The following is a 13,510-nucleotide window of genomic DNA, read 5'->3' as shown; positions in this document are numbered from 1 at the left end:
ACGATTACACTCACGAAAAGTGAATAATATTAACCAAGTTGTTTACGGAAAGAGAATATGGATTTAGTACAACTCCGCATGTTCTGTTCTGTGGCCGAAACCGGTTCGCTGGCGCGCGCCGCGGAGCTATTGCATCGCGTGCCCTCTAATCTCACTACTCGTCTGCGCCAGCTGGAAGAAGAGATTGGCGTGGATCTGTTTATCCGTGAGAAGCAGCGTATTCGATTGTCGCCGATGGGCCACAATTTCCTCAATTATGCGCAGCGCATCCTTAGCCTGAGCGATGAGGCGCTGAATATGGCCCGTGCCGGAGAACCGGGCGGGAACTTTGCCTTTGGTTCGATGGAGAGCACCGCCGCGACCCGTCTTCCTGGTCTGCTGGCGGCTTATCATCAACGATTTCCCAATGTGGCGCTATCGCTGGTGACGGGCACCTCGGGCGATATCATCGATAAAGTGCGCGCCGGTACGCTGGCGGCCGCGCTGGTGGATGGCCCAGCCACCCATGATGATCTCAACGGCTGCATCGCCTTTCGCGAGGAGATGGTGCTGATCACCAGTCTCGATCACGACCCGATTACCAGCGCCCGCGACACGCAGCATGACACGCTGTTTGCCTTTGGTAACAGCTGTTCGTATCGCACCAAACTGGAGTCCTGGTATCGCGAAAGCCAGACCTCACCGAAAAGCGTGATGGAGATTCAGTCTTACCACGCGATGGTGGCGTGTGTGGCAGGCGGTGCGGGCGTGGCAATGATTCCGGCGTCGGTCCTGACGCAGATGCCCGGCCGCGCGCGCGTGCAGGAGCATGCACTGCCGCCTGCGTACCGCGATACCGCCACCTGGCTGATGTGGCGCCGCGACGCCTTCACGCCCAACGTGGAAGCGCTGAAGTATTTGATTATTGAAATGTTTGACGACCGCCCACTTAACGATGAGTTGCTGCATCCGCTGCAAACCGCTGAGTGAGTTTTTAATTTTAAGTAAATCACGACATCTGAAGAAGAGGGATTGCATGAACATGATTAAAACCCGCGCTGCCGTTGCCTGGGCAGCGGGCGAACCGCTGAAAATCGAAGAAGTGGATCTGATGCCACCGCAGAAAGGTGAAGTGTTAGTGCGCATCGTCGCCACCGGCGTGTGCCACACCGATGCTTACACCCTGTCCGGTAAAGATCCGGAAGGCGTGTTCCCGGCGATCCTTGGTCACGAAGGCGGCGGCGTGGTGGAAGCGGTGGGCGAAGGCGTCACCAGCGTGGCGGTCGGTGACCACGTGATCCCGCTTTATACCCCAGAGTGCGGTAAATGTAAGTTCTGTCTGTCAGGCAAAACTAACTTGTGTCAGGCGATTCGCTCCACCCAGGGCAAAGGCCTGATGCCAGATGGCACCACCCGCTTCTTTAAAGACGGCAAGCCCATCTTCCACTACATGGGGACTTCAACGTTCTCTGAGTACACCGTGGTGCCGGAAATTTCACTGGCGGTGATCAGCAAAGAAGCGCCACTGGAAGAAGTGTGCCTGCTGGGCTGTGGCGTGACCACCGGCATGGGCGCCGTGATGAATACAGCCAAAGTGAAAGAAGGCGATACCGTGGCGATCTTCGGCCTCGGCGGCATTGGTTTGTCAGCGATCATCGGCGCGAAAATGGCGAAAGCCGGTCGCATCATCGGTATCGACCTGAACACCAGCAAATTCGACCTGGCGCGCAAACTGGGTGCCACCGATCTGATCAACCCGAAAGATTACGATAAGCCGATTCAGGATGTGATCGTTGAGCTGACCGACGGCGGCGTGGACTTCTCCTTTGAGTGCATCGGTAACGTGAACGTGATGCGTTCCGCGCTGGAGTGCTGCCACAAGGGCTGGGGCGAGTCAGTGATTATCGGCGTAGCCGGTGCCGGTGAAGAGATCTCCACACGTCCGTTCCAGTTAGTGACCGGTCGCGTATGGCGCGGTTCGGCGTTTGGTGGCGTGAAAGGTCGCACCCAGCTGCCGGGCATCGTGCAGGATTATCTGGACGGTAAGTTCGCGCTGAACGATTTCATCACGCACACCATGCCGCTGGAAGAGATTAACGAGGCCTTTGATCTGATGCACGAAGGGAAATCCATTCGTTCGGTTGTGCATTTTAACAAGTAAAAAGGAGGCGTTATGGCATCCACTCTGGAACTGCTGGAAGAACATCGTATCTTCGGCGGCTGGCAGCAGCGCTGGCGTCATCAGTCGGCGGTGCTGAACTGCCCGATGACCTTCAGCATTTTCCTGCCGCCACCGCAGGATGACACGCCGCCGCCGGTGGTATGGTTTCTCGCCGGACTGACCTGTACCGACGAGAACTTCACCACCAAAGCCGGTGCGCAGCGTGTTGCCGCTGAACTGGGCCTGGTGCTGATTATGCCGGACACCAGTCCGCGCGGTGACGAAGTGGCCAACGACAGCGGCTACGATCTCGGTCAGGGCGCAGGTTTTTACCTCAACGCCACGCAGCAGCCCTGGGCGGCGCACTATCGTATGTTCGATTATCTCAGCGAGGAGTTGCCAGCCCTGGTGGCGGACAACTTCAAAGTGAGCGATCGTCAGTCGGTAATGGGTCATTCGATGGGCGGACATGGCGCGCTGGTATTGGCGCTGCGTCAGGGTGGACGTTTTGCTTCGGCATCCGCGTTCGCTCCAATCGTCAATCCAACCGAAGTGCCGTGGGGACAAAAAGCCTTCACCGCTTATCTGGGAGAAGATCGCCAGACCTGGCGCGAGTGGGACAGTTGCCTGCTGATGCGTGAAGTGGAACAGCGCTTACCGATTCTGATCGATCAGGGTGATAGCGATCAGTTCCTTGCCGATCAACTGCGTCCGGATCGTCTGGAAGCGGTAGCACGTGAGCAAGGTTTCCCGCTGGAGCTGCGCGTGCAGCCGGGTTACGACCACAGCTACTTCTTTATCGCCAGCTTTGTCGAGGATCATCTGCGGTTCCACGCCAAGCATCTGTTGGTGTAGTTCACGTCAGTTGATGTGGAGACAGTAAGGGCGCACCAGGTGCGCCCTTTTTTGGCTATGGCTGACTGTGATTGGCTAAAAGCCGCACCAACATTCATCCTCAGCTTCTCTTGATGTTGAGCTTAAGCGTCTTTTGCGAGGTTTAAGCCAGCGATTCCGCCACCAGCCCATCGATCATCACCTGCGGCATGCCCTGCGAGCAGTGTTCAATACGCCCGCGTACGCCATACACCTGCGCCAATGTGTCCGGCGTGATCACCTGCGACGGCTCGCCGTCAGCCAGCAAGGTGCCCTCTTTCAACATCAACGCATGGTCGGCATGGCGCAGTGCAATGTTGATATCATGCACCACGACCACAGTCACAATATTGCGCAGACGGGTTTCGCGACGTACCAAATCCATTACGTGGAACTGGTAATTAAGATCGAGCGCACTCAGCGGTTCATCCAGCAGCAGCAGTTCCGGACGGCGAATCAGCGATTGCGCCAGACCCACCAGCTGTTTCTGCCCACCTGATAACTGGTCCAGATAACGCATCGCTAAGTGGGCAATGCCCAGCTGTTCCAGCAGATGCATAATCTCGGCTTCACTTGATGCGCTGTGTAAGCCACCCGACGCACGCTGCGCCACGATGATTGACTCCAGCACATGCAGATGCACGCCTGCCGGCAAACTTTGCGGCAGATACACCACGCGCTGGGCACGACGGGCAAACGGCTGTGACATCAGCTCTTCGCCATTCAACCACAGTTCGCCCTGCCCTTTGCTCAGGCCCGCCAGTGCGCGCAGCAAGGTAGACTTACCGCAGCCGTTAGGTCCAAGTAGTACGGTGATTTTGCCGCGTGGCAGCATCGGCACGTTGAGATCTTCAATGACTTTACGCTTCGGATAACCGGCGTAGAAATGGCTGAGACCTAATCCCTGTTCCATTACACCGTCCCCCGATGACGCAGAATAATACTCAGGAAGAATGGCACGCCAACCAGTGAAGTGACGATACCCACTGGAATGATCACGCCTGGAATCAGGTTCTTCGACGCTACCGAGGCCAGTGACAGCACCAGTGCACCGACCAACGCACTGGCCGGCAGATAGTAGCGATGATCTTCACCAAACATCATGCGAGCGATGTGCGGTGCCACCAGGCCAATAAAGCCAATCGGCCCGACAAAAGCCACCGCCAGCGCGGAGAGAATACTGATGCGCAGTAGCGTCGCCAGACGCAAGCGGCGCACATCAATGCCGAAACTCACGGCACGATCTTCACCCAGGCGCAGCGCGGTCAGTTTCCAGCTGCTGAGCATCGAGAACGGGATCAGGATGGCGAAAGCCGCCGTGAGCACACCGAGTTTTTCCCACGAAGCACGCGCCAGGCTGCCCATGGTCCAGAACACCAGGCCCTGCAAGGTATCTTCACTGGCGATGAACTGCATCATCGAGACCAGCGCGTTAAAGGTGAACACCAGCGCGATGCCGAACAGCACCACGCCTGAAGTGGACACTTTGGTCCAGCGCGTCACGCCATCCAGCATCAGTGCGGCAAACAGCGCAAACACAAAGGCGTTTGCCGAGATAAACCACTGGTCTGGCACACCGGGAATACCGATGCCGAGAATAATTGCCAACGCCGCGCCAAAGGCTGCCGCAGAAGAGACGCCGAGCGTAAACGGACTCGCCAGTGGGTTATTGAGGATAGTTTGCATCTCAGCACCCGCCAGACCCAGCGAAAAGCCGACGACGACAGCCATCAACGCATAAGGTAAGCGGATATCCCAGACGATCACGCGCGTACCCGCATCCACCGCATCAGGATGGGTGAGCGTTTGCCACAGGGTGTCGAGGGAGAGCCCAGCCGGGCCAAGCGTGAAATCAAGAATCACTGACGCCAGTATTGCCAGCACCAGTACGCCAATCAGCATCAGGCGCTGACGTAACACCTGACGATAACGCGTCATGGTATCGGCTTCGCGGTTATTTTCCGCCAGCAGCGCGGAATCCGTGGTCTGCATTGTTCTACCTGTTTCTTATCGAAATCATAACGGCAGCCACAATAGTGCAGGTGATAATAATTATCAATTATATCTGTATGACAAAGCCCAAAACGTTGTAACACGGTTCATCTTTGCCAAATAAAACGCCGCTAGCCAAAGGCAGCGGCGTTATGTCACTCACGTTTAACGCATTACTCTTTAAACGTTGGGAATTCCATTTCGCTGTATTTCACGAAGCGCGAGCCGCGTGCCAGCTTGTAACCGAGCCAAATCAGCAGGAACAGCGGAATGCCGATGTAGGTCGCCGCCACGCCATACCAGTCAATACGATCCGCCAGAAACGCCTGGTAGTTCTGACCCAGTGTAATAATCAGGCACAGCACGAAGGCGAAAATCGGACCCAGCGGGAAGAAGCCGGAACGGTATGGCAGAGCCGCTAAATCATGCCCTTGCGCCACGTAGCCACGACGGAAGCGGTAGTGGCTAATCGCAATACCGAGCCAGGCGATAAAGCCGGTCATGCCTGAGGTATTCAGCAGCCACAGATACACTTCCTGGTTGCCGAACTTCGAGCTCAGGAAGCACAAACCCGCCACCACGGTGGTGGCAATCAGAGCATTGCGTGGCACACCGCCTTTCGACAGTTTGGCAAAAATACGCGGGGCTTTGCCTTCCTGCGCCAGGTTAAACAGCATGCGCGTTGAAGCGTACATGCCTGAGTTACCCGCTGACAGCACCGCCGTCAGGATCACCGCGTTCATTACCGCCGCTGCCGACAGTAATCCGGCATTCTGGAACACCAGCGTGAACGGGCTGATGGCGATATCAGTGACATCGTTATGCAGCAGTTTCGGATCGGTGTACGGCAAAATCAGGCTGATAATCAGAATCGCAAAGATATAGAACAGCAGAATACGCCAGAACACCTGACGCACGGCACGTGGAATATTTTTCGCGGGATCCTGTGATTCACCGGCTGCGATGCCGATCAACTCTGTACCCTGGAACGAGAAGCCGACAATCATCGCCACGCCAATCATCGCGGCAAAACCGCCGGCAAAAGGTGCGTCGCCCACGGTCCAGTTATGCCAGCCGGCGTTTTCTGCACCGCGCATAATGCCGACGATCATCAGCACACCCACCACGATAAAGATGATGACGGTAGCAACTTTGATCAGCGAGAACCAGTATTCCGCTTCGCCGAAGCCTTTGACGGAAATGTAGTTAAGCAGGAACATCAGACCAAGGAACAGCGCGCTCCAGATCCAGCCCGGCGTATCCGGGAACCAGTAGTTCATCACCAGTTGCGAGGCGACGAGATCAACGGCGATGGTGACCGCCCAGTTGTACCAGTAGTTCCAGCCGAGCGCGAAGCCAAAGCCTTCTTCAACGTATTTAGAGCCGTAGGTGGCGAAGGAGCCAGAAACCGGCATAAACGCCGCCAGTTCGCCGAGGCTGGTCATCAGGAAATAAACCATCAGGCCAATCAGCGCGTAAGAGAGTAATGCGCCACCGGGACCTGCCTGAGAAATGGTGGCACCCGAGGCGACAAACAGGCCGGTGCCAATGGAACCGCCGATGGCGATCATGGTGAGATGGCGCGCTTTTAATTCACGGCGCAGCCCAGGTTGTTGTGTTGTTTTTGAGTCATTATGCATGTGTAAACGCTATGCTGGATAAAAATAAGGCGCGATTGTAGCAGCTAACCCCAGGCTGTATAGCATTCACGTCGGGTTATTAGTTACCTTCATAATCGGCGCGAAATTATTAGCCGTTTACGTTATGACAGCCGCGATTACTCGCGGCAATAGGAGAGAAATCGACTTAGCGCTTTCGACAAATGCTTCTGCCGATGATGAATGCGATACAGCGTGCGCGTCAGGCGTGGTAAGGGCACAGCCACTTCCACCAGCGTGCCCGCCTCCAGCAGATCGCTGATCACCCGGCGCGATAAACAGCTGATGCCCATGCCGTGACGCACCGCATGTTTGATTGCCTCAGAATTGCCCAGCTCCATGCCGAGTTGAAACTGCGGCAGGTGAGACAACAGCAGGTAATCGACAATTTCACGCGTGCCCGAACCGCGCTCACGCAGGATCCAGGGGGCGGCCGCCAGTGATGCCAGCGTAATCGGCTGTTGCAGGATCTCAGCATCAGGCGCGGCAAACACCACCAGTTCATCTTCCAGCCATGCTTCGCTAACGATATCCGGCTCGTGACACGGCCCTTCAATCAGTCCGATATCCACACGGAAATCTGCTACTGCGTTAATCGCATCCTGGCTGTTGCCGACGCTCAGTTCGAGCGGCAGCGTGGGGAAGTCACGACGATAGGCGGCGATCATCCCCGGCAGCAGATAGTTGCCGATGGTGCTACTGGCAAACAGACGAATGGCGCCATTATCCTCTTTAAACAGCTGTTCAATCTCACCGGCCTGTTCCAGCAATCCGACCGCGCGTGGATAGAGCAAACGACCATGCTCGTTCAGGGCCAGTCGTTTGCCGACACGATCAAACAGTTGCACCCCGAGCTGGTTTTCCAAATCGGCCAACGCCGCACTGACCGCAGACTGCGACAGTGCCAGTACCTGCGAGGCCTGGGTGGTTGAACCGCTTTTCAACACTTCGGTAAAGACTTCAATCTGACGCAGCGTGATATGCATGCGCCCTCCTCACATTGCGTAACGCTTCACAAGATAAGCCACCACCGCTAACCAGACGATCACCGTCAGGAAGAATCCTGCCCAGCTGACAATCTTTTTGCCGCGTGCCCGCTGGACATCAGCCCGTTCTGCACTGCTGATGCGAATTTCACGCGGAAGCAAACGCAGCAGGATGATCACACCCAGCGGGACGATAATGGCGTCGTCGAGTAAGCCGATAATGGGAATGAAATCAGGAATGAGATCGATGGGGCTGAGTGCATAGGCGACAATGCCAAATGCCAGCAGCTTAAACCACCAGGGGGTACGCGGATCGCGGCAGGCAAACCACAGCGTGAGCACATCGCGTTTAATTAAGCGTGCCCAGCGGCGCAAGCGCTTTAACATCCCGACTCTTCCTTATTAGTTATACTGGTCAATGGACAATATATTACCAATTTAACTTTTAAACCAGTCAGGTATATACGCAGGCAAGCAGCCGCCAGGAGATTGGCGGCGGAGTGTGTGTCAGGCTTTCATACCGATCAGTTCTTCCAGTTCTGTGTCACAGGCCGTGAACTCATCGGTAATGGTGCGAATCAACCAGTCCTGATAGCCAAAGTTTTCCCGGCGGGAATAGAGGCATTCAGAGCGGTACAACTTTTTCGGATCGCTGTTATTGACCCCATAACGATAAAAATGGACCAGCGAGTTGTCGCTATCGGGCACGGCGAGCGTGAAGCCGACTGCGCCATGACCATTATAAAAAAGGGTCACTGCATTGGTTTTACCTAAAGTTAATTTATGGATTACGTTGAATTTTTCATGCTGTAAAGCGGTATCCAAAGTACTTCTATAAGCTGTTTTCATGGTTATAGTTAAAAGTTTCTAATTTGTTAAACTATAGTTAGCCAGAAAAAAAACGCACCTGCTAACTTTGGTAGGTGTGTTGATATTTTGGATAAGTGTTTACCCGTGCCGTTTTTCTCCCCACGAGCGATGCAACATTTCATGGCGGTAGCGCATCCGCTATGATGTGCCCTTTGCAGCAGCAATCGCCAACCAGGAGAGCGGCATGAAATATATCGGCGCACACGTCAGTGCATCAGGCGGCGTAGACCAGGCAGTTATCCGTGCCCATGAACTCGAAGCCACAGCCTTTGCGCTGTTCACTAAAAATCAGCGCCAGTGGAAAGCCGCCCCGCTTTCAGGTGAAGTGATTGATGCCTTCAAAACCGCCTGCGAGAAATACAACTTCACTTCCGCGCAGATTTTGCCGCATGACAGCTACCTGATTAACCTTGGCCATCCGGTGATGGATGCGCTGGAGAAATCCCGAGAGGCGTTTCTGGATGAGATGCAGCGCGCCGAGCAATTGGGGCTGACATTGCTGAATTTCCACCCTGGCAGCCATTTGAAGCAAATTGAAGAAGAGGCGTGCCTGAAGCGCATCGCCGAATCGATCAATATCGCGCTGGATAAGACCCAGAACGTGGTGGCAGTGATTGAGAATACCGCCGGTCAGGGCAGCAATCTTGGCTTCCGTTTCGAACACCTCGCCACCATTATCGAGCACGTCGAAGATAAATCTCGCGTTGGGGTGTGTATCGATACCTGTCATGCATTTGCCGGCGGTTACGATCTGCGTACTGAAGAAGCCTGCGTGGAGACCTTCGCGGAATTTGAACGCATCGTTGGTTTCCAGTTCCTGCGCGGCATGCACCTGAATGACGCCAAAAGCACGCTCGGCAGCCGTGTGGATCGCCACCACAGCTTAGGTGAAGGCAACATTGGCAGGACGGTGTTTAGCTGGCTGATGAAGGATAAGCGCTTTGATGGCATCCCGATGATTCTGGAAACCATCAATCCGGATATCTGGAAAGATGAGATTGCGTGGCTGAAGTCGGAACAACAGGCGTAAAACAGACAGCAAAAAGGGAGCCGCAGCTCCCTTTTTCTTATCCCGTGAAAATTACGCGGCTTTCGCCAGCTCTTCTTCCGGACGTTTCAGAATCGCGTAACCGAGGCCAGCCACTGCGGTACCAATCACAATCGACATCAGATAACCCAGCACCGGGGTGATTGCACCTGGAATCAGCAGTACAAACAGACCACCGTGAGGTGCCATCAGTTTCGCGCCAACCAACATGGATACCGCGCCAGTGATTGCACCGCCGACGATGCAGCAAGGCAGCACACGCATAGGGTCACGCGCCGCAAACGGAATTGCACCTTCAGAGATGAAGCACAAGCCGAGCACCAATGCCGCTTTGCCCCCTTCCTGCTGACCTTTGTTGAACTTACGACGTGCAACAATTGTTGCCAGGCCCATCGCTAACGGTGGCACCATACCGGCGGCCATGATCGCGGCCATCGGCGCATAGGTTTGCGAACTCAGCAGGCCGACACCGAAGGCGTACGCCACTTTGTTTACCGGACCACCCATGTCGGTACACATCATGCCACCAAGGATCGCGCCCAGCAGTACCGCATTGGCGGTGCCCATGTTCGCCAGCCAGTGCGTCAGACCGCTCATGATGCCCGCAACAGGTTTACCCACCACGTAAATCATCAGCAGGCCGGTAATTAAACTCGCTACCAGCGGAATGATCAGGATCGGTTTTAACGCTTCCATACTTTGCGGCAGTTTAACTTTGCTGCTCAGCATCTTCGCGGCGTAACCGGCAATGAAGCCAGCGATGATACCGCCAAGGAAACCGGCGTTAATGCTGGTGGCGATCATACCGCCAATCAGACCCGGAGTCAGACCCGGACGGTCGGCAATCGAGAAAGCAATAAAGCCTGCCAGTACCGGTACCATCAACGCGAAGGCACTGCCGCCACCAATCTGCATCAGCGCAGCCGCTAAGGTGCCCTGCTCTTTAAATGCGGTGATACCAAAGGCAAAGGAGAGCGCGATGCTCAAACCTCCCGCTACAACCATCGGCAGCATGTAGGACACGCCGGTCAGCAGGTGACGATAAGCACCGGCTTTCTCTTTGCTGTCGCTTTGCGTGCTGGCAGACGCGTTGCCGCTCGGTTGATAGGTTTTGGCTTCAACCTGCGCTTTATCCAGTTCCTGCGCGGTTTTCTTCAGCGCCAGGCTGGTTGAGGTGCGGTACATCGGCTTGCCTGCGAACTTCGCCAGGTCCACATCGATATCCGCCGCCACGATCACCAGATCGGCCGCCGCCACCTCTTCAGGGGTGATGGCATTGCCTGCACCCACGGAACCGCGGGTTTCGACTTTCACCCACCAGCCGCGTTTAGTGGCTTCTGCCTGAATCGCCTCAGCCGCCATAAAGGTGTGCGCTACGCCGGTTGGACAAGCGGTAACCGCGACAATGCGTTTCTGACCGGTGCTCTGAGCGGCAGCCGGTGCAGCAACCGCCGTAGCCGATTGCCAGACTTTGGCACTGGCTTTAGCCTGATTAATAGCCGCCAGCGGATCGCGCAGCGCCTGCTGCACATCCACCAGCGCCACGGATTTGCCTGCCAGTTGTGCATCGTTCGGCACAGCATGGCCAGCAACCAATACCAGTTCAGCATCGGCCGCGTTGTCAGTCAGCGTCAGGCCAGCCTGTGCTGCGGTTGCGCGCAGACGTTCTAAAGCCAGATGTCCTGATGCCAGTCCCAGTGAAGAATCTTTTATCAGCAGCGTTTTCATTATCGCTCTCCTGCTGTTAGTTAACGGGTTGTAAGTCGACGCGCGCCATCATCGCGGCCAACTGGGTACGATCGGTCACACCAACGTTGCTCTGGCTCACCGCCATCGCAGCCACTGCGGTAGCCAGCCGCAAAGTATGCTCGCTGGATTCACGCATCAGCAGCCCGTAAATCAGGCCGCCGACCATTGAATCTCCCGCGCCTACGGTGCTGACCACTTCACAGGCTGGTGGTTTGGCAATCCATTCGCCAGAGGCGTTGACCCACAGTGCGCCTTCCGCACCAAGGGAAATCACCACATGGGCAATGCCCTGCTCACGCAGTTCATGCGCGGCTTCAATCACATCCTGCAAGGTTGGCAGTTTGCGGTCGGCCCAGATTTCCAGTTCACGACGGTTCGGCTTCACCAGCCATGGCGCGGCTTTCAGCCCCGCCACCAGCGCTTCACGACTGCTGTCGAAAATAATGCACGGACACAGGGTGCGCAGATCGCTCATCCATTTGGTGAACGCTTCGGGTGCCACGCCCGCGGGCAAGCTGCCGCTGACGCATACCATGTCGAACTGTCCCAGCCAGGTCAGTGAATCGGCAGTGAAGCGATCCCAGTCCTGCGCGGTGACGTTAAAGCCAGAGAAATTCAGGTCGGTGACTTCACCGTCTTTTTCCGTCAGCTTGACGTTGATGCGGGTACGGCCCTGCACCACCTGAAAACGGTTGGCGATACCCAGCTCGCTAAACAGCTGCTGGAAGCCATCCTGGTTCTCTTTGCCGAGGAATCCACCGACGGTGACGTCGATACCCAGGTCTTTCAGCACTTTGGCAACGTTGATGCCTTTACCCGCCGCGTGCAGACCGGTGGTTTTCACCAGGTTAACTTCGCCACGTTCGATTTCTGGCGTATAGCCCACCAGATCGTAAGCGGGATTCAATGTGATCGTGGCAACGCGGCGGCTCATGCGACCCCCTCGCCCAGGCCAGAATTGATGGCCTCTTCGATGGCATTCAGCGCCTGCTGTGCATCTTCACCGCTTGCGGTAAAGCGCAGGCGATGGCCTTTTTTCACGCCCAGCGCGACAACTTTCATCAGGCTGCGTCCGTTGGCCGGTTTGCCGCTGCCGTCAAGGTTGGTGACGGTGATGTCACTGTTGAACTGTTTAATGACCGTAACCAGCGCAGTACCCGGACGTGCGTGCAGTCCGTGCTCGTTGCGGATAGTAAATTCAGCCACCAGTTGATCCGCGCTTTCGTCCACTTCACTGGTCAGCAGCGCGAGGATGCCTGCCGCGTCGGCTTTCAGCAGACGTTCAGCTTTGTTGCTCAGCAGCAGATTGCTCAGATAACCCAGCACTTCCAGCGGACGATCGTCAGTGGCGGCCACGGTCAACAGCAGCGCCACATTTTCGCCCTGATGCACGAATGGCGTGGCGGTACGGCTGACTGCAATGGCGCTACCAAGGTTGCCATTGGCGCTGTCACTCAGCCAGATGCCCTGTCCGAGGCTCAGCGGCGTACGCGAAACCGCATCCGCCACAAACGCCGCTTCAACAGCTCCTGCTGCCTGTAAACGTCCAGCGTTCAGCGCCTGCAAGGTGATGAGATCGTTGGCTGCAACGTCAACCGCAATCAGCGAGGTATCGAATTTGAACTCAGCCGCCTGCTTTTCACCCATCAGGATGGCACGGAGATCTTCGGCTGAGGCGGTTTTCAACTGCTCAGCAATGCTGTCATCGCTTAATACGTGAGTCAGCTGGCGCAGCAGCGCAAGATGTTCATCTGATTTTGCCGCGATACCGATGGCGACATAAGCCGTTTGCCCGTCACCCCACTCCACGCCCTGCGGGAACTGATAAACCTGTACGCCGGTCTTCAGCACCATATCGCGCGTATCGGTGGTGCCATGCGGAATGGCAATACCATTACCCAGGAAAGTGGTGGTCTGCTGTTCGCGCGCCAGCATGCCGTTAACGTAGCCTTCCGACACATTACCGGCTGCGGTTAACGCAGCGGCAACCTGACGGATAGCCTCTTCTTTATTTTGTGCACGGGCACCGGTATGGATGGCCTGAACGTCGAGCTGGAACATATTTCTCCTCGCTTGCTGAAATTGAATCGTTTCAGCTTAATGGCGAAAAATTACGCTGTACTTCTCGGGGCTTACCGAGAAGACAACGCTGAAACGTTTCAGGGAATATGGTACAGCATGAGAAAGCAGGCAA

General features: G+C 55.9%; 13 protein-coding genes. 4 read left to right on the top strand and 9 right to left on the bottom strand.

The window, feature by feature from the left end; all coding sequences use genetic code 11:
* The first annotated feature begins 57 nt into the window (after positions 1-57).
* The 3 genes from ptrR to fghA are packed head-to-tail and all read left to right on the top strand — an operon-like array spanning position 58 to position 2,995.
* The gene (gene ptrR, locus WFP70_RS00160; protein ID WP_038645851.1) at positions 58-969 is read left to right on the top strand and encodes a putrescine utilization regulator PtrR; all 912 of its coding nucleotides are present in this window, start codon (positions 58-60) and stop codon (positions 967-969) included.
* A 46-nt stretch (positions 970-1,015) separates the two neighbouring features.
* Entirely contained in the window at positions 1,016-2,140 is a 1,125-nt protein-coding gene (locus WFP70_RS00155; protein WP_034824931.1) for an S-(hydroxymethyl)glutathione dehydrogenase/class III alcohol dehydrogenase, read from the top strand.
* 12 nt (positions 2,141-2,152) lie between these two features.
* Entirely contained in the window at positions 2,153-2,995 is an 843-nt protein-coding gene (gene fghA / locus WFP70_RS00150; protein ID WP_058962266.1) for an S-formylglutathione hydrolase, read from the top strand.
* A 142-nt stretch (positions 2,996-3,137) separates the two neighbouring features.
* Here the strand turns inward: fghA and WFP70_RS00145 are convergent, their stop codons facing one another.
* The 6 genes from WFP70_RS00145 to WFP70_RS00120 all read right to left on the bottom strand — a co-directional run bounded on the left by WFP70_RS00145 (position 3,138) and on the right by WFP70_RS00120 (position 8,498).
* Entirely contained in the window at positions 3,138-3,926 is a 789-nt protein-coding gene (locus tag WFP70_RS00145; RefSeq protein ID WP_034824935.1) for an ABC transporter ATP-binding protein, read from the bottom strand.
* Positions 3,926-5,005, bottom strand: coding sequence for a FecCD family ABC transporter permease (locus WFP70_RS00140; RefSeq protein WP_034824944.1), 1,080 nt, complete (start codon positions 5,003-5,005; stop codon positions 3,926-3,928). The genes WFP70_RS00145 and WFP70_RS00140 overlap by 1 nt, the downstream gene beginning before the upstream one ends.
* A gap of 173 nt (positions 5,006-5,178) precedes the next feature.
* Positions 5,179-6,645 (bottom strand): amino acid permease, encoded by a 1,467-nt coding sequence (locus WFP70_RS00135; RefSeq protein WP_034824946.1) that lies wholly within the window; start codon positions 6,643-6,645, stop codon positions 5,179-5,181.
* Between the two features lie 137 nt (positions 6,646-6,782).
* Complete coding sequence (yieE, locus tag WFP70_RS00130) at positions 6,783-7,649, bottom strand: DNA-binding transcriptional regulator YeiE (protein ID WP_034824948.1); 867 nt, start codon at positions 7,647-7,649, stop codon at positions 6,783-6,785.
* Between the two features lie 9 nt (positions 7,650-7,658).
* Positions 7,659-8,036, bottom strand: coding sequence for a YkvA family protein (locus WFP70_RS00125; protein ID WP_034824950.1), 378 nt, complete (start codon positions 8,034-8,036; stop codon positions 7,659-7,661).
* Between the two features lie 120 nt (positions 8,037-8,156).
* Complete coding sequence (locus tag WFP70_RS00120; protein WP_337022293.1) at positions 8,157-8,498, bottom strand: hypothetical protein; 342 nt, start codon at positions 8,496-8,498, stop codon at positions 8,157-8,159.
* A gap of 205 nt (positions 8,499-8,703) precedes the next feature.
* On the opposite strand from WFP70_RS00120, the gene nfo reads away from it, so the two are divergent.
* Positions 8,704-9,549, top strand: coding sequence for a deoxyribonuclease IV (gene nfo, locus WFP70_RS00115; protein ID WP_337022292.1), 846 nt, complete (start codon positions 8,704-8,706; stop codon positions 9,547-9,549).
* A 51-nt stretch (positions 9,550-9,600) separates the two neighbouring features.
* Here the strand turns inward: nfo and fruA are convergent, their stop codons facing one another.
* From fruA to fruB, 3 genes are read right to left on the bottom strand one after another with little or no spacing between them, the layout of a single operon-like run.
* Positions 9,601-11,295, bottom strand: a complete 1,695-nt coding sequence (gene fruA, locus WFP70_RS00110; protein ID WP_034824956.1) for a PTS fructose transporter subunit IIBC — start codon at positions 11,293-11,295, stop codon at positions 9,601-9,603.
* 16 nt (positions 11,296-11,311) lie between these two features.
* On the bottom strand, positions 11,312-12,250 hold the full coding sequence (gene fruK, locus WFP70_RS00105) for a 1-phosphofructokinase (protein ID WP_038645831.1): 939 nt from the start codon (positions 12,248-12,250) through the stop codon (positions 11,312-11,314).
* The gene (gene fruB, locus WFP70_RS00100) at positions 12,247-13,377 is read right to left on the bottom strand and encodes a fused PTS fructose transporter subunit IIA/HPr protein (protein ID WP_337022291.1); all 1,131 of its coding nucleotides are present in this window, start codon (positions 13,375-13,377) and stop codon (positions 12,247-12,249) included. Before fruB ends, fruK begins: the two co-directional genes overlap by 4 nt.
* Positions 13,378-13,510: the final 133 nt, after the last annotated feature.

It is taken from the genome of Pantoea sp. USMM079, assembly GCF_037153115.1.
Lineage (GTDB): Bacteria > Pseudomonadota > Gammaproteobacteria > Enterobacterales > Enterobacteriaceae > Pantoea > Pantoea communis.
This window is presented reverse-complemented; position numbering and strand designations above follow the sequence as displayed.